Raw genomic sequence first — 16684 nt, forward strand, 5'->3', positions numbered from 1 at the left:
CATGTGATGTTCCGACGAACGGCAGCGCCACGCCGAAGCCGGCGCTAAATTCGATTAAAAACAGTGGGTTGCCGATACGAAGGCGAAGACACGGCTACACCGGACCGCCCTCGGACGGTCGCGGTGTGCCTGCTGGTCGAGCGCCCTGATGGCCCCGGCACGCAGGGCGTGCCGGGAGCGCCTCAGCCCAGACGGCGCGCGCCCAGGGTCTGCTGCTCCTGAGCCAGGGCCAGCGCGCGGTCCTGGCTGAGTTGCTCCTGGCCGACCCGCTCGAGCTGGCGCTGCGACTCGGCCACCGGGGTGCGCGCGGCCTCCTGCAGCGCGGTTGCGCTGACCCGGTGGCCAGGGTCGTCGAGGCGCCCCTGCACCGCGATCAGATTGCCGTTGAGATCCGGGCCGCCATGCTGGGCGTCGCGACTGAAGACCAAGTGGTCGATGCCGGTCATGCGCGCGCGGCACGCGTCCACCGCCACGCCCATCGCGGTGCGCTGCAGTTCTTCGTTGCCGACCTGCTTGCCGTGACGCTCGTACAGCGATTCCACCTGGCCCAGCGCCTCGCGGTACATCGGATGCTCGGGCGCGGCCTCGCTGCGCTGGCCGGTGCTGCGCTCGCCCGGCGCGGTCACCGGCGCGTCGTTGGCGGGCACGCCGCCGCCCGGCACCTCGCGCGTACCGCCACCGGGATTCGCGCCCAGGGTGATGCCGAGGTTACCGCTTTCGAATTCCTTGACCGTGACCGTGGCGCCGGCCTGATCGGTGATACGCAGGTCGGTGCCTTGCAGCTGGTAGGTGTAGAGACCGTCGGCGCTGCGGTAGGTGTTTTCGGGATCGCCCTCGTTGCGCACGCCGCCGCTGAGCACGCGCCCGCCCCAACGCACTTCGCCGACCTTGTCGCTGTCGAGCACGGTGTCGCCGTCGCCGACCACGTAGGTGTCGCGGCCCTGCCCGCCTTCGAGACGGTCGCGGCCGGCGCCGCCGATCAGGATGTCGTCGCCGCGCGCGCCGCGCAGGGTATCGTCGCCACCCTCGCCGATCAGCAGATCGTTGCTGGATACCTCGGCGCCGTTGCGTGTGCGGCGCGCGTCCAGGGTGGCGGCGTGCTCGGCGTCGACCGCGACGGTGGCGGTGTTGCGGCCGGGATCGAGGTAGATCGCGCCGGCCTCGAAGGATTCGTTGGTGAGGCGATCGGCCAGATCCGGATGCTCGCGACGCAGATCGGTGAGCAGGGCGTCGCGCGCCGGCGCCAATGCCTCGCGGATGGTCTGGACCTCGCCGTAGTCGGCGGTGATGTTGCTGAAGTCGCGGTTGGCCTGGTCGATCATGTTGCGGCCTTCATTGCGGCCGTCGATGGATTCGCCCCAGTTGCGCTCGTCGCGCACGATGCGGTCGCGGTGCAGTTGGAAGCTGCGGTAGACGTCGCGCGCTTCGGCGGCGTCGACGTTGGCCGGATCGTCGTACAGGCCGAACAGTTGGCCTTCCATGTAGCGACGCTTGCGCAGGCCGGCCTCGGACGGCGCGTGCGAGCCCCAGGAGTTGTAGCGCAGCTCGAACCAGGCCTCGGCGCGATCGCCGGCTTCGACGGCGTCGCGGAACGGTTCCATGTTGCGGTTGTAGGAGCCGACGCCGCGGTTGTAGACCACCGACACCGCGGCCGCCTTCTCGCGCGACATCGGCATGTCCAAGGCGTTGACCGGCGCCTCGTATTCGGGAATCGAGGCCTCCAGCAGGCGATCGGCCTGCGCCGCATCGAGCGTGCGCGGGAAGGTCAGGCCCAGGCGGGTGCGGTCGGCGGCCGGGGCCTCGTCGATGCGCTGCAGCAGCTCGCGCTCGCCGCGGGTCAGCTCGATACCCGAGCGCTCCCAGATCTCGACGTTGTTGGACCGGTTGAAGGTGTAGCCGTAGCCGATGGTGGCGCGGTCGTCGCCGACGTCCTGCGAACGCGCGTGCAGCGACTCGGTGATCTTGACCAGCCGTTTGATCAGTTCGTTGTATTGCTCTTGGGTCAGCTCGTTGTAATCCATGACGCTCTCGCTCCTGGTGATCCGCCCTTCCTAGGGCGTGGGTAATTCCGATGTGAACCGCGTTGGTTCACATCAGATCGGCGTAATCCCCGATCTGGTCGCACACGGTCTTGGGCGGGTCGGCCAGCTCGACCACGCGCTGGGCCTTCGGGTCCTTGCCCTTGCTGGCGCCGACGATGCCGTAGACCAGGTAATAGCGGCCGTCGCGCTCGATCAGGCCGAAGCGCGACAACTCGCTGAAGGCGTAGCGGCCGCCGTCGGCGCGCTCGACCGAGAATTCGCATTCGGAGTAGCTGCCGGCACCGCATTCGGCGGACAGCGATTTGAGGCCGTGGCGGCCGTCGAAATCGAAGCGGGAGTTGAGGCCGCCCTCGTCGGAGCCGCCGCTGGCGGCGATGCGCACGCGTTCGTACTCGCCAGAGGCCTTCCAGGCGCGCACCTGCGCGCACAGATCGGCGGACGCGCCGGCCTTGCCGACGCCCTCTTTATCCACAGCCGGCGCGGTCGACGCGCAGGCGGCCAACAGCGGCAACAACACCCAAGCAGCAGCCTGACGCATGCCTCTTCCTTGTGCGGAACGCAGGCGGTCAGAGTGCGGCAGGCGTGCGTGAAAGTTCAACCTCGGCCGGGCGGGTTCGCGGCAGGGCGTGCGCCGCGATCCGCCGGGCCGGTTGCGGGGCTCAGGCGATCCCGTGCAGACGGCGCGCCTCGGCGATCCGGGTCTTCACGGTCGCATCCAGCTCGCCCAGTTCGGCTTGCTTGAAGATGTTGCCGAGCACGCGCTTCTCGTCGTCGTCGATGCTCTGGTCGCGTAGGGCCAGCGCCAGCAGCTTGTCGAATTCCTGGGCATCGAGTTCGCCGTCGTTGGTGAATACCGGGATCGAGGCCAGGGCGATTTCGAGGTGACTCTTGGGGGTCGTCATGGGCAGTCCTGTGCTGGGTGCGATAAGAAACCCGATGCTAGCGCGGCGCACATGAAGATTTCGATCAGGCCGGCGCGCGCGGCGCCGCCAAAGAAAAAGCCCGCGCTGGCTAGCGCGGGCTTTCGTGGCACAACGCGCGTGTCGCCGCGCGTATTTGTCGTGCTTACCAGACCACTTCGGCCATCGAGCAGTTCAGGCCCGAACCGATGCCGAGCAGAGCGACGCGGTCGCCCTTCTTCAGGCGGCCCATCTCGCGCAGCTTGCTCAGCACGATCGGCACCGAGGCCGGGCCGATGTTGCCGTGCTCGTTGAAGATGGTCAGGACCTTCTTCGGGTCGATGCCGAAGGCCTTAATGAAGGCCTGGGTGTGGACCTGGCTGACCTGATGGATCACGAACTCGTCGAGTTCGTCGGCAACCCAGCCCAACGCGCCGATCGCGGCGATCCAGGTGCGCTGGGCGAGCTTGAGGCCCTCGGTCAGCAGCATCTTGGTGTCGGTGACCATGCGGTCGAGGTTGCCGCGGCACAGGCTGTTCCACTGCGTGGCCGCGCGGGTGACGCCGCCGCGGTAACGCGGCGCGCCCGGCGCGAGTTCGGAACGCGCCATCACCATGGCCGCGGCGCCGCAGCCCAGGGTCAGGGTGGCCAGCTCGTTGCGGAACTGCTCGGCGGTGGCGTCGGGCGAGGTCAGGCGCTCGAGGGTCTTCTCGTAGGCCAGGCCGGCGGTCTCACCGTCCACGACCAGGGCGTAGTCGATTTCGCCGCGCTCGATCATGCGCGCGGCGATGTCCATGCCGTTGATGAAGGCCAGGCAGGCGTTGGCGACGTCGAAGTTCTGGCAGTGCTCGGACAGGCCGAGGTTGCCGCTGACGATGCTGGCGGTGGACGGCTCGAGGTAGTCGCGGCTGACCGAGGTGTTGACCAGCAGGCCGACCCGGTCGGGTTCGATGCCGGCATCGGCCAGCGCCTTCACGCCGGCCAGGGTGGCGGCATCGGAGGCGAGCATGTCGCCGTCCCACAGTCGGCGCGCGTGGATGCCGGCGATGTCCTTGAGCACATCGGCCTTGATACCGAGCCGGTCGAGCGTCGGCTTGAGGCGTTCGTTGATCTCGTCCGAACTCAGACGACGCGGGGCGTCGATGTGGGCGAGACCGGCGATGGCGACATGTTGGAACAGCATGGGCGGCGAACCGTGAGCGGAAACACGAAAGATTAACGGGTTCCAGGCCGCCCTGCATTAAATGGTGTCGCCCCGGCCGGCGAACGGGCGCCGGCAGCTGAAGCGTTCAGGACGTGCCCAGGGGCACTTAAAGCACGCTAAAGCCGCTGGAACGGGCCTTAGCGGCCCTTAATCGGGCCCCCAGCGGGTCGAGGCCCGGGTCTCAGCCGCCGACCGGGTAGGTCTTGGCGGACTCGGCCGGGGCCGCGGCCGGCCGACCGGCGGTAGGCGCCGGGCCGCCGCAGCGGTAGGCCGCGTAGCGCTGCTCGCCATTGGCGGGCGGGGCCAGCGGCTGGATGGTGTCGGCCTGCAGGCCCGGCGCCTCGTTGCGGGCCAGGGTTTCCAGCTCCTCGCTCACGCGCAGGGCGTTGCGTTCGTAGAAGGCCACCGAGTCCTTGACCGAGACCGCGACTTCGCCGCGCTTCTCGCAGGCCGGCGCGGCACCGCCGCTGAGCACGCGCACCGCAGACGCACCCGGAGCCATCTGCACCCAGGTGCAACCGCCGAGGACCAGGGCGGCGAACAGGCTAACGGCGAGCGGACGATTCATGCGGAGCTCCAGTGAGGCGGCGTGGATGACGCGCATTCTGGCTGGGTATGCGTGAATTTGGGAGGACTGGTGATGCGGGGGGCGCTGCGACCGCTCTTCACGCTTGTTTGCTGTCCCTTCTCCCGCTGACGGGAGAAGGTGCCCGGAGGGCGGATGAGGGCGCGCGAATCGCAAGCGGCGGCGCTAGCTTGATGCTGCGCGTGCCCTCACCCCAACCCCTCTCCCGCACGCGGGAGAGGGGCTAAAGCAAAAATGCGGCGGATGAGGGCAGCGGCACGCCCTTACTTCTGCTTCGGCTTACCGTCCGCGTCCACCGACTGCACTTCGCCCAGCTTCAGATCGCGGATCGGCTGTTCGATCTTCGACAAGTCGCCGACCACCACCCAGGTGACCGCGGCCGGGTCGATGGTCTCGGCCGCGGCCTGGGCCAGCGCCGGGGTCATCGCATCGTTGCGGGCCTTGTACTGGACGATGTAGTCGTCCGGACGGCCGTAGCGCAGATTGCCGGCGACCTGACCCAGCACCGCGTTCGCGGTCTCGTAGGCGCCGGGCAGGCTGAGGGTGTTGCTGGCGCGGATCTTGGCCACCTCGGCCTCGGTGATCGGGGTCTGGCCGCTGGCGAAGGCGTCGATCTCGCGCTTGAGCTCCTTGATCGAATCCACGGTCTTGTCGCTCTGCACCGCCGCTGAGGCGATCCACGGGCGCTGGCCCTTGGTGTTGCTGGCGCCGCTGTAGGAACCGTAGGCCCAGTGCTTGTCCTCGCGCAGGTTCATGTTGAGGCGCGAGCTGAACTCGCCGCCGAGCACGCCGTTGGCGAAGTCGAAATCGATCGAGCCGGCGTCCGAGGTCGGCGGCACCACTTCGCCGACGTAAAGGTTGGACTGGATCGCGCCGGGCTGGTCGACCAGGAACACACGCGGCGCCTTCGGGCGCGGCACCGTCGCCACTTCAGGCAGCGCGGGCGCGTTCGGCGCCGGCTTCCAATCGCCGAAACGCTTTTCCAGCTGCGGCACGATGTCCTTGAGGCTGGTGTCGCCGACCACGACGATGCGCACCTTGTCCGGCTGCAGCCAGTCGCGATGGAAGGCGACCAGATCGTCGCGGGTCAGCGAGGCGATCGAGGCCTCGGTGCCGCTGCCGGTGAAGGGAATCGCGTAGGCGTGGCCGGCGCCGTACAGCAGCGGCGGCAGCACGCGCAGGGCCGCGGTCTGCGGACGCGCCTTCTCCTGCTTGATGCCGGCCAGCCAGGTCGCGCGCACGCGCTCGATCTCGGCAGCGTCGAAGCGCGGACGGCGGACCACATCGGCGAACAGATCCAGCGACGGATCCAGCTTGTCCTTCAGCGCCGACAGGCTGATCGAGGCGCTGTCCAGGCTGGCGCCGGCGCCGAGCTCGGCGCCCAGGGCCTCCTTGCGCGCGGCCAGCTGCAGCGCACCGTAGTCGCCGGCGCCTTCGTCCAGCATCGACATGGCGAAGCTGGCCGTGCCCAGCTTGCGGCCCTGGTCGGCGGTGTAGCCGCCCGGGAATTCCATCAACAGCTGCACCACCGGAATTTCGTGGCGCTCCACCAGCACCACTTCCATGCCGTTGGACAGCTTGCCGCGCTGCGGGGTCGGGAAGCTCAGCGCCGGGAAGGTCTGGGTGACCGGCACGCCGGTGCTGCGGTCGACGTCGGACTTGACGGTCTTGAACTTGGGATCCGGCGCGGGCACCGCGGCCGGCGCGCTGGCGGGCGCCGCGGCGGCGGTTTCCGGCAGCGACGAAGCCGGCTTGTCGCTGGGCTGCACGACCAGAGTGTGCGAGCCCACGCCCAGCCACTTCCGGCCGGCCGCACGCACGCTTTCCGGGGTCGCGGCCATCAGGGTTTCCAGCTCTTCGCGGTAGCAGTCGGGCTTGCCGCTGTAGACCGCGCATTCGGCCAGCACGTCGGACTTGCCGCCGAAGCCGCCGATGCGCTCGATGCCGCGCACGAAGTCGGCGCGGATCGCGGTCTTGGCCTGATCCAGTTCCTCGGCGGTCGGGCCCTGGGTCAGCAGACGCTGCAGTTCCTCGTCGACGATCTTCTCGACCTTGGCCGAGTCCACACCTTCCTTGACCGTGGTGGTGATGAAGAAGGTGCCGCTGATCTCGCTGTTCCAGACCGAGGTGCCGACGTTATCGGCCAGCTTGTCCTGGTGGACCAGGCGCGTGTCCAGGCGCGAGGACGCGCTGCCGCCCAGCACCTGGCTCAGCAGGGTCAGCAGGGTCGAATCCTTGCTGCCGTTCTCGGCCACCGGCCAGGCGCGGTACACGCGCACCTGCGGCACGCGGTCGGGTACCGTCTCGCGGGTGTCCTGACTGCGCTTGGGAATGTTGGTCGGCATGTCCTTGAGCGTCGCGCTGGCGGGGATGTCGCCGAAGTAGCGCAGGGCCTTTTCCTTGGCCGTCTTCAGATCGATATCGCCGGCCAGCACCAGCACCGCGTTGTTGGGGCCGTACCAGCTGCGGAACCAGGTCTTGACGTCGTCGAGCGAGGCCGCGTCGAGGTCGGCCATCGAGCCGATGGTCTGCCAGTGGTAGGGATGCCCGACCGGGTACAGGGCCTCGAACATCTTGGCGTTGATGCGGCGGCCGTAGGGCTGGTTCTCGCCCTGGCGCTTCTCGTTCTGGACCACGCCGCGCTGCTCGTCCAGGGTCTTCTGGTCGATCGCGCCGAGCAGGTGGCCCATGCGGTCGGACTCCATCCACAGCGCCATGTCCAGCGCGGTGGTGGGCACGTTCTGGAAGTAGTTGGTGCGGTCCTGGTTGGTGGTGCCGTTCTGATCGGTCACACCGACCAGCTCGAACGGCGCGAAGAACTCGCCCTTGTGGTTCTCCGAGCCCTGGAACATCAGGTGCTCGAACAGATGCGCGAAGCCGGTGCGGCCGGGCTGCTCGTTCTTGCTGCCCACGTGGTACCACAGGTTGACCGCGACGATCGGCGCCTTGCGGTCGGTGTGCACGATCACGCGCAGGCCGTTGGGCAGGGTGAACTCCTCGTACGGGATCGCGACCGAGGCCTTGGGCGCGGCGGCGTACGCGGGCACCGACGCAGCGACGCCACCGCCCAGCGCGGCGGTCAGGGCGAGAGCGAGGGCGGCGGCGCGCGGGCGGGCGCGGGACGTCGGCGAGATCGGGGACATGTGCAGCTCCTGGGTACGGTCGGATGGTTGCGAATGAAGGGATTACGCGCGGACGAGGCCGGCGCAGGACCCTGCATCCTAGTCGCGGCGGGCGGCCGTGAGCACTAGGCCACAAGTTAGGTAGGGGGTCGGGACGGACCTGCGTTACCCGTTTTTTGTGCCTGTACGTGCCCAGGCCCGGCCCTGCGGGGAGCCAGCCACGCATAATGCGCGCATGTTCGACGTCATCCTGTACCAGCCCGAGATCCCGCCCAACACCGGCAACGTGATCCGCCTGTGCGCCAACACCGGCGCGCGCCTGCATCTGATCGCGCCGCTGGGCTTCGGCCTGGAAGACAAACAGCTCAAGCGCGCCGGCCTGGACTATCACGAGTACGCCACGCTGCGCGTTCACGACAGCCTGGACGCGGCGCTGGCGGCGATCGCCCAGGACCAGGGCGTGCCGCCGCGCTTGTTCGCACTGAGCACGCGCGGGCGCACCCGCCACGATCGCCCGGCCTATCGCGCCGGCGATGCCTTCCTGTTCGGCCCGGAAACCCGCGGCCTGCCCGGCGAAGTATTGGAAGGCGTGCCCGAAGCGCAGCGCCTGCGTCTGCCGATGCGCCCGGAGAACCGCAGCCTGAACCTGTCCAACGCGGTCGCGGTGGTGGTGTTCGAGGCCTGGCGTCAGCTCGCTTACGCCGGCGGCGAATAAGCCCGGCCACCGCGGCGGCCGTGCACCGCCCCGGTGCCGCGACGCCACTTAGACTTTGGTCGTAGACGCAGGCGTTGCGCAACGCGGTTCCACTACGCGCTGCCGTGCGCGCGTCCGCTTGCGCGGCGGCGCGGCGATGTTGTGGATAGAGCGCAGAAAAAACCGAGCCGTCGGGCGATCTGCGCCGAATCGATCCATCGCGATCGCAGCATAGTGAGAGCCGCCGCATGAACGAACAGGTTTCGAACCCCCACGCGCCGCCCGGCATGCAGATCATGCGCAGCGCATACACCGTCACCACCACCATCGACCGCCTGGTGGCGATGGTCGAACAGCGCGGGCTGCGCGTGTACGCGCGCATCGACCACGCCCGCATCGCCGACGGCTGCGGCCTGCGCATGCCACCGACCCAGCTGCTGCTGTTCGGAAATCCGCTGGCCTCGTCGGTGGCGATGCTGGAACAGCCGACCCTGGCGATCGATCTGCCGATGAAGGTACTGGCCTGGCGTCACGACGACGGCCACACCCGCGTGGGCTATCTCGACTTGGATTGGATGGCCGACCGGCATGCCTTGCCGGAAGCGCAGCGCGACATCACCCAGGCGGTGAACCAAAGCCTGCGCGCGCTGGTACGCGCGGCCGCCTCGCGCGAAGTGTCCTTGCGCGTATGCCCGGTGCCGGAGCCGCGGCCGCGCCGTCTGGCGGCGGTGGGCTAAATCGGCGTCGATTCTCTCAGGCCGTTCGTGCAACCAGCAGAGGCTGATCTGGGTGTCAGGCTAATGTGGGACTGTGGGCGTCCTTGTTCGCTGTGCAAGCTCACGCTGAAGCTCCCAGCATTCACGATTATCCCGCCCGCCCAACTCGAAGCAACGAGACAAGGCCGCTGAGAGCCGCCCATCCCTGTCCGAAATGGATAGCGGCTGCAGTTGTGCGAACTCCAGCAACAAAGTCACATTGATGGTGAGATTGCCTGTTTGGACCGCCTCTGCAAGAAGTAGCGGCCCAACACGCGTGCCGTTCTTGTCCAACAAATAGTCGAATCGCGAGGACGACGGCCGCCGATGCTCCAGTTCCCAGACGACTATTCGAACCTGAATGTCTGGCGGCAGCGTCTGAAACTGGGTTCGGGCCTGCTCCAGGCTCATACCCTCCAAATTCCGCAGCTCCTTTGGCTTCCCGCCGTAGCATGCAGACACAGAGATGACGGCGAAGCACAAAGAGAGGATCGCAATTTTCATTTTCTGCATTCGTCGCCAGCGACACGCCCTCATCATGTTCCACATGGGCCCACCTATGGACGATCAAGTTTAGCCCGCTTTTTCTCGGGCGCCGCCTCCAGCTCCTTGAGGTACTCAACCGCTCTCTCACTACCGTGTTCAGCGGCTTCCTTCAACCAATATTTCCCACGAACACGCTCTTCACTCTCCGCAGATTTCGTCAAAATAAATCCATAGTTGTACTCACAAACCACATCGCCGTTCTCCGCACAAATCCTCAGCCACGCGTTCCCCTCTTCGTACTGAACGGAGGCGACGCTGTAGTACTCATACAGGCGTTTTGCCGCGGAGGATTCACCTCCGAGCGCCGCAAGCTTGAGCGCCTCGATGTCGCCTTCTGGAATTGCCAAAGAATGCACATCCCCGGCCGCCCCCGCCATTAGCGTTAAGAGCGAAGCAAATCCCATCATCGACCTGCTCATTAATGCTCTCCGACTTAAAGTTGAGGTATGAAGGGATTTATGGCTTGTCTGCGACACTGCTGCAAAGCCAGTGAGGAATAGGTTCACTAGGCCAAGCGCACTACCCAAACACTAGAAGGGGATATCTTGCATGGCCTGGATGCCTCTAGCAGCGGGTACGAGGGGCGGAGCAGCTACTAAATACCCGAGACGAGCTTGGCTGCGATGCCGGCGCCATTAAGCCAGCGTTGATCCAGACGCTGCGCTATCTCCAGCATGTCCTGAACTTCACCGATCACACGCCAGTAACCCGAGCCAATAGACTTCTGTGGAACTGTTGACGTCCTCGGCGCCGGTCTGCTGCTTGGCTCCGGCTTACTGCAGAACTATGGGTGTCCTTATCTACCTCTATTGTTCGCGGCCTATTGTCTATGGCTTGCCGTTTCCGGCCGCGAGGCCCGCAGATGCCATCGATACGTGGCAAGCCACTACTTTGTTGGCAACGCGTATGGCTGCAGACTGGGCTTCAGGGTCCTTTTCGTCATAGCTGATAGTCACTGAGTTATTGCCGGCCGCTTCGAACTCGGAGACCAGCACGAAGGTACCGAAGCGATCACGTCCAAGTTGGATGCGTCTAGGTAGAGCCGTGGCAGAAACTTCTTTCAGTGTGGTGCCAGGATACATGCCGATTTTTCCGACGCCGAACTTCAACAGTCCGCCATCCCCAACGATCTCTGCGGACGTCGTGTAGTGAGGGCTGAGCATTCCGTTACTAAAAGTTGCCCTAAGGACAGCTGCGCGCCGCAGGCACACGCCGAAGTAGGTACTTAGCGGAAACAGCTCGCCATCGGCTGACAGCAGGTCCGCATTGGCGGAGCGGGCTAGATGTTGGTCGTCGTTCCTCTTGGGCTGGAGCCCTTCTGACGATGGGCTGCAACCCACAAATTGAGGTATGACTAACAGGCAGCCGATCAGGATTACTATTCGCATCCGCAAGCCCCCAATCGTCAGGATTAACATAACGAGAATTCTTTAGTAATTCTATATCCAATTCTTGCGCTTTAAATTCAGGATCGCCATTACTGTTGGAGCACCTGGACGTATGTTGTCCGAAAATCCAAGCAGGCCATGAGCGACCTCGTGCGCGCAGACGGACCACTCGTAGGTAGCCCGACGACTATCAGAAGAGTTGAAGCAACTGACATCCATAGACCTGTGGCCCGCGACTAGCGATCGGCACTGCCGCGAAGGCTGCGAGAAGTAAGCTCCGTCAGGCCAAGCGTACTAGCCCAAACATTAGAAGAGGATATCTTGCACGGCCTGGGCACCTCTAACAGCAAGCGTGAGGGGCGGAGCAGCCACGAAATACTCAAGACGAGCTCGGCCGCGATGCCGACGTCCTTAAGCCAACGTTGATTCAGACGCCGCGCTATCTCCAGCATGCCCTGAATTTCGCCGACCACACACCAGCAACCCGAGCCAAAAAGGCTTCGGTGGAACTGTGGGTGTCCTTGCCCCGCTACGCGAAGCTCAGTTCCCCGTCTGCTGCCCGATCCATAGCCGATTGCCGTCGGGATCTTCGACACGGAACTCGCTCATGCCGTAGAAGGGATGACTGATAGAAGGCACATCCAAGCCTCGCCTTCTCACGTCGCGGTGGTAGGCGAAGATGTCGTCTGGGTACAGGTAGATCACCGAGGTGCGTGGCGCGTCCGGCGGCTGGTTGATCGACTCGTCCACCATCAGCCGGCACCCGTCCAACACCAGCATCGCCCAACGCCATTCGTCGTTGCGCTTTTCCACCGCAAAGCCGAGCTTGGCGTAGAACTCCACGCTGGTCGGCATATGGCGGACCGGCAGCATCGGGATTACCCGCATCATCTTCACCTCTTCTATTTGCCTAGTCCTCGGCGGGAACGCCGGCCTGTAGTGCGCGCGTGGCAGCCGCTGTTGACAGCTGCAGGGCAACGGCGAGTTCCTGCGCACTGCACTTGGCGTCACCCAGCAACCACGCCACTACCGGCGAGAACAGACCATCGGCGAGCCCATGTGCGGCGAGGCGCACGGGAATGCGCAGACGGCTGCGCTGTGCCGGGGACAGCGTGCTCTCCACGTGCATGACCAGCGTGTGCCGGACAATACGTAGCGCTGCGCCCTGGAATAGGCTGCGAGCGAGTGCACGGTTCTGCCAGAAGTGTTCCAGGATCGCGCACACCTTGTTGACGTCCGCCTGCCTACCGACCAGATTGGCCAGCGTCTGGAATGGCCCTTCCAGGCTGGCGGCAAGCAGCTCGTCCTTATTGCGGAAGTGTTCGTAGAACGTCGAGCGGCTGACGCCCGATCGTGTCAGCACATCGCCGACGCGGATCTCGTGGTAGCGCTGGTTGAGCACCAGCGAGAAGAACGCCGCCATCAGGTCCTGGCGTGTGCGCCGCCTACGGGGATCTTCGTTTGGCTCAAGTAGTGTCATGGGCGGGATCATCCCACGAACCCTGCCGGACATTGGGCCGCGATTGTCCGGAAACCCGCCACGATCGCATCGCTAGCCTATACGCTCTTCTTTGCAGGGGCACCGCATGACCACGACCTCATCCCGCACGCAAGGCACCCTGCTCTCCGGCGTGACGCTGATCGCCAGCGGGGTGCTGGCGCCGCTCATCATGGCCTTTCATCCCACCGCACAAGGCGCCGACGTGGCAGCGCGGCTCACCAGCCTCACGGAGATCTCCTCGCTCAGCCGGCACGTGCATCTGGCGATGATCGTATGCATCGTCGCCCTCTGGCTGTCGTTGGCCCACCTCGCTCGGCGTTGGCCAGGCAACGGCTGGGTGTGGGCTGCGGTCCGCCTCTACGCGCTGGGCGCCGTCGCCATGCTGGGCGCGGCGTTGATCAGCGGCTTCCTCATCAGTGACTATCTGCAGCGCGTTCAGCCGCTGATCCCGCGCGCCGAGGACGCGCTGCCTTCGGTGCTGCTCGCCTTCTCCGCCAATCAGGTGCTGGCGGGATTCGGCACGCTCGGCATGTTGGGCGGCATCGTGCTGTGGTCTGCCTCGATGCTGCGCCAATCCGGTCGGCTGGCGATCGCGTGCAGCGCCTACGGCATGATCGCGGGTCTGATGTGCCTAATCGGCTACATCACAGGATTGATTTCGCTCCACGCCCCCGGCATGACCTTTGTGGTCGTCGCACAAAGTCTCTGGTACTGCCTGCTGGGCCTGTGGGTCGTGCGGGCTTCGCAGAATGTCACGACGACGACATCCCACGATGGCGGCCGCCGCGCCTGATGCCTGGCCCACCTTCGACCGATCCGCGGAGCGCCATCATGCTCGTTCCCTACTCTCCCACATGGCCGCTCGTCTTCCAGGACCTCCGGCAGGAACTGGTGCCGGCTTTCGCCGGCGTGCCCATCGAGATCATGCATATCGGCAGCACCTCGGTGCCCGGGCTGGCGGCCAAGCCGGTCATCGACCTCCTGCTGGGCGCGCCGACACTCGCCAAGATCGAAGCCCGCATCGGGGACATGGTGAACCTGGGCTACACCTACCGGCCGCACTACGAGGCAGCGATCCCTCGGCGCCGCTACTTCGTCAAAGACATCACGGGCGACCTGCGGATCCACCTGCATTGCGTCGAACAAGGTGGCCGACTCTGGCGGGAACATCTCCACTTCCGCGACCTACTGCGCGCCGACGACGCCCACCGATCCGAGTACGAAGCCCTGAAACGACGGCTAGCTATCGTGCACGCCGATGACAAGGCTGCTTATACGTTGGAGAAGGGTGTCTACATTCGATCTCTGTTGTCTTCCCTGGAGGACTAGCGCTTCCAACAGTGGGGAAAAACAGCGACTAGAAAACAACTAATGACACCCATAGACCTCTCGCCCGCGACTGGCGGTCGACGCTGCCGCGAAGGCTGCGAGAAGTAAGTTCTATCAGACCACGCGCACTGGTCCAAACATTAGAAGAGAATACCTTGCACCTCTAACGGCAGGCGCGAGGGAAGGAGTAGCACGAAACGCCCTAAGCGAGCTTAGCTGCGACACCGACGCCTTTAAGCCAACATTGCCCCAGACGCCGTGCTATCTCCAGCAGGTCCTGAACTTCACCGACCGCGCGCCAGTAGCCCGAGCCAATCGACTTCACCCGTGCCATCCAGCGATCGGGCCGCGCATCGAACTTCGCCAGCACGCTCGGCGCACTTAAGGCAATGGAACCTCGTTTGGCTGGGCGAACCTGCGTTCCAGTCCACTCCAATAGCGCCAGATACTCACCCAATCGGATCGGCAGACAGGCCACCGAAGAGCCCGCAACGGGCTGCAGCATTGCCTTAGCCGCATCGTGGCTCACGCCCCTCAGTCGAACGTGCGCGCTGGTGTGATGCGACTGGGCCAGATCGCTCGCCATGCCTGCGCGGATTGGATTCAGATCGACATAGGCCATGGCCGCTAGCACCGCGCGATCGTCGCAGAGAACTTGCGCTTTGTATCGCCCCTCCCAGAACCGCCCCTTGCAATCGTCTTCGGCATTGGACGCGCGCGCGATCGGCTCCGCCAGGCAGCGCATTAGCCAGGATAGGTCCCCGAGGCGAGCACGCGCAGCCAACATACGAGATGGGTCAGCCATCAACGCATCGCGCTTGCGCTCATGGGCCTCAGGAGTGCCCTCGCGGGGCGGAAACAGTCGTATCCAGCGCGTCGCCACCTCGGCATCCGTCCATTGCTGTGCAAGGGCCGGCTCCAACTGCACGACCAGATGCAGATGGTTGCTCATCACGGCATAAGCATGAATGGCGATGGCAAAGCACTCAGCCAGCAATCCCAATCGCTGTTCGACCCAAACCTTCCGATGCTCGAAGGACCGACCGGTGTAGCGATCAACTCCACACAGGAACGCTCGACGCACGCAGCGCTGTACGCAATGAAACGTGCCGGCTTGGCCGGGCGGGATTAGCGAAGAGCGGGCCTGTGTCATGAGGCCAGCATCTCGCGTCTGTCGTGCTTGCGCAGCCAGAAAAATCTGAATCGGATGTCAGGCTAGTGTGGAACTGTGGGTGTCCTTGTTCGCGGCCCCTTGTTCGCGGCCAGAACAATCTGAATCGGATGCCAGGCTAGTGTAGAACTATGGGTGTCCTTGTTCAGTGCTCACTCCACAAGAAGCGAACCTGAGTCATACGACCAGCTTCGCCGATTGGCCCCATTCGCACAGCCAGAAAAGACTGATCTGGATGTCAGGCTATTGCGGAACTATGGGTGTCCTTGTTTGTTCACGTCCTTGCCCCCTATTTCGAGCTACGAGCGTCTTCATTTCGGCCATTGACATGAGAGCAGATCATGAGGACCCCTCTCTGCACTATATCGCACAGTAAATTCACATCCTCAGCAGTCAACCGACTCATGTCTAAATCAACAGCCCTAGCAACATCGCACAAAGAGAACAGTCGATCGTAGAGCCCATTCAAATCATCATCCGCACAAAACTTTGGGACAGCCTCATCATTGAAGGTGTTATAAAAATCAGTGCACAAATTCCAGACGTTAAGAGCCAACTCCGGACTAACAACAGTGCCGACCCTAAGCCCATGTAGAAGAGATTCAACATCAAAGTAGCTAGTTTCACTTTCAACCACAAAACCCTTGCTTTCCAAGAGCCCCCTGAGATCCTTATCCCTATCCGACCAAAGCAAGGCATCATTTTCGGTCATGAATTGATCACGACCTGACGGCGATGTCACCCAGGCGAACCAAGTGTCTCTACCCCCAAGGACAAGGCATGTTAGAAATATTTCATCCTGACCATTTAAAATCATCAATAGACTTCCGGGGAAGGGGGAGGCGAGTCATCAAACAATCTGAGAATAATTAGATCCAATGTCGACGGCGGAGACCCATCCGGTTTGAAATAAGTTTCCGCGTACTTTCTAAGTATATTTAAATTTGATCCAGGACCTTTTCCTGGCGCCATATCGGCGTCTCGACATACTCGATATGCGTATTCACTCGGTTTTTCTCCATTTGTAGGAGAGGTACCTCTAGCCCATGACGGGATATCGTTCTTTGGCTTCCCCCCTCTTGGAGTGATACGCAACTGTGGCTGATTGAACCAAGGATGCTGCCTCGCCATTAGAGTGCCCGGACCCGGACCCGTAGGAGGCCGCACTCGCAACGTAAATGGCTTTGCAAATATAACCAGACCGAATGGGTCAATCGCCGACAAAGGTGTCCCATCGACGTAAGCGTATGTGCTGAGTCCGCCACTCAGGCCAATCGGATCCGACTGCACATACCGCCCACTAGAGGGATCGAAGTCCCGGAAGTAGTTGTAATTCAGCCCCGTAGCCGCGTCATACCGCTGCCCCGGGAACCGCATGTCGAGCACGAAGTCCGTGCTGTCCAGGTCCGGGTCCTGATTCGGCGGATCTTTGCCGAACGCCTCGCCC

The 16684-nt window shown here is 64.1% G+C and carries 16 protein-coding genes and 2 pseudogenes; 4 read left to right on the top strand and 14 right to left on the bottom strand.

Features of this window, described 5'->3' with window-relative positions:
- Positions 1-182: 182 nt before the first annotated feature.
- The 6 genes and pseudogenes from ASE35_RS22240 to ASE35_RS20455 all read right to left on the bottom strand — a co-directional run bounded on the left by ASE35_RS22240 (position 183) and on the right by ASE35_RS20455 (position 7874).
- The gene (locus ASE35_RS22240; RefSeq protein ID WP_057164950.1) at positions 183-2021 is read right to left on the bottom strand and encodes an XVIPCD domain-containing protein; all 1839 of its coding nucleotides are present in this window, start codon (positions 2019-2021) and stop codon (positions 183-185) included.
- A 67-nt stretch (positions 2022-2088) separates the two neighbouring features.
- The gene (locus tag ASE35_RS22155; protein ID WP_235567191.1) at positions 2089-2580 is read right to left on the bottom strand and encodes a hypothetical protein; all 492 of its coding nucleotides are present in this window, start codon (positions 2578-2580) and stop codon (positions 2089-2091) included.
- A 121-nt stretch (positions 2581-2701) separates the two neighbouring features.
- Positions 2702-2944, bottom strand: a complete 243-nt coding sequence (locus ASE35_RS20440; protein ID WP_056176996.1) for a hypothetical protein — start codon at positions 2942-2944, stop codon at positions 2702-2704.
- Between the two features lie 163 nt (positions 2945-3107).
- Positions 3108-4124, bottom strand: a complete 1017-nt coding sequence (locus ASE35_RS20445; RefSeq protein ID WP_056177001.1) for a 3-oxoacyl-ACP synthase III — start codon at positions 4122-4124, stop codon at positions 3108-3110.
- 274 nt (positions 4125-4398) lie between these two features.
- Positions 4399-4713 (bottom strand): annotated as a pseudogene (locus ASE35_RS20450) (DUF4156 domain-containing protein); the annotation flags it as partial.
- Between the two features lie 281 nt (positions 4714-4994).
- A complete protein-coding gene (locus ASE35_RS20455) occupies positions 4995-7874 on the bottom strand; it encodes a pitrilysin family protein (RefSeq protein ID WP_057164951.1) in 2880 nt (959 codons plus the stop codon).
- A 214-nt stretch (positions 7875-8088) separates the two neighbouring features.
- Between ASE35_RS20455 and ASE35_RS20460 the strand changes: the two genes are divergently transcribed.
- Both ASE35_RS20460 and ASE35_RS20465 read left to right on the top strand, forming a co-directional pair.
- Positions 8089-8568, top strand: a complete 480-nt coding sequence (locus ASE35_RS20460; RefSeq protein WP_056177006.1) for a tRNA (cytidine(34)-2'-O)-methyltransferase — start codon at positions 8089-8091, stop codon at positions 8566-8568.
- Positions 8569-8795: 227 nt separating this feature from the next.
- Positions 8796-9284, top strand: a complete 489-nt coding sequence (locus tag ASE35_RS20465) for a DUF302 domain-containing protein (protein WP_056177011.1) — start codon at positions 8796-8798, stop codon at positions 9282-9284.
- Between the two features lie 60 nt (positions 9285-9344).
- On the opposite strand, the gene ASE35_RS20470 is transcribed toward ASE35_RS20465, so the two are convergent.
- The 5 genes from ASE35_RS20470 to ASE35_RS20485 all read right to left on the bottom strand — a co-directional run bounded on the left by ASE35_RS20470 (position 9345) and on the right by ASE35_RS20485 (position 12716).
- Positions 9345-9806: a hypothetical protein gene (locus ASE35_RS20470; protein WP_157489603.1), complete on the bottom strand. Its 462-nt coding sequence runs from the start codon at positions 9804-9806 to the stop codon at positions 9345-9347.
- A 53-nt stretch (positions 9807-9859) separates the two neighbouring features.
- Positions 9860-10267, bottom strand: coding sequence for a hypothetical protein (locus ASE35_RS20475; protein ID WP_057164953.1), 408 nt, complete (start codon positions 10265-10267; stop codon positions 9860-9862).
- A gap of 408 nt (positions 10268-10675) precedes the next feature.
- Entirely contained in the window at positions 10676-11266 is a 591-nt protein-coding gene (locus ASE35_RS21410) for a hypothetical protein (protein ID WP_157489604.1), read from the bottom strand.
- 510 nt (positions 11267-11776) lie between these two features.
- Positions 11777-12127: a VOC family protein gene (locus tag ASE35_RS20480; protein ID WP_082611403.1), complete on the bottom strand. Its 351-nt coding sequence runs from the start codon at positions 12125-12127 to the stop codon at positions 11777-11779.
- 19 nt (positions 12128-12146) lie between these two features.
- Positions 12147-12716 carry a TetR/AcrR family transcriptional regulator gene (locus ASE35_RS20485; protein ID WP_235570125.1) on the bottom strand — a complete coding sequence of 190 codons (570 nt, stop codon included), beginning with the start codon at positions 12714-12716 and terminating at the stop codon, positions 12147-12149.
- A 106-nt stretch (positions 12717-12822) separates the two neighbouring features.
- Between ASE35_RS20485 and ASE35_RS20490 the strand changes: the two genes are divergently transcribed.
- Complete coding sequence (locus ASE35_RS20490; protein WP_057164956.1) at positions 12823-13530, top strand: hypothetical protein; 708 nt, start codon at positions 12823-12825, stop codon at positions 13528-13530.
- Between the two features lie 38 nt (positions 13531-13568).
- Positions 13569-14066, top strand: a complete 498-nt coding sequence (locus tag ASE35_RS20495; RefSeq protein WP_057164957.1) for a GrpB family protein — start codon at positions 13569-13571, stop codon at positions 14064-14066.
- A gap of 202 nt (positions 14067-14268) precedes the next feature.
- On the opposite strand, the gene ASE35_RS20500 is transcribed toward ASE35_RS20495, so the two are convergent.
- From ASE35_RS20500 to ASE35_RS22160, 3 genes and pseudogenes are all read right to left on the bottom strand, one after another.
- Positions 14269-15219, bottom strand: a complete 951-nt coding sequence (locus ASE35_RS20500; RefSeq protein WP_157489606.1) for a transposase — start codon at positions 15217-15219, stop codon at positions 14269-14271.
- Between the two features lie 307 nt (positions 15220-15526).
- Positions 15527-15949: a hypothetical protein gene (locus ASE35_RS21415; protein ID WP_157489607.1), complete on the bottom strand. Its 423-nt coding sequence runs from the start codon at positions 15947-15949 to the stop codon at positions 15527-15529.
- A 485-nt stretch (positions 15950-16434) separates the two neighbouring features.
- Positions 16435-16684, bottom strand: a pseudogene (locus ASE35_RS22160) (RHS repeat-associated core domain-containing protein); the annotation flags it as partial.

The sequence above is a fragment of the Lysobacter sp. Root916 genome (genome assembly GCF_001429785.1).
Classification (GTDB): Bacteria; Pseudomonadota; Gammaproteobacteria; order Xanthomonadales; family Xanthomonadaceae; genus Lysobacter.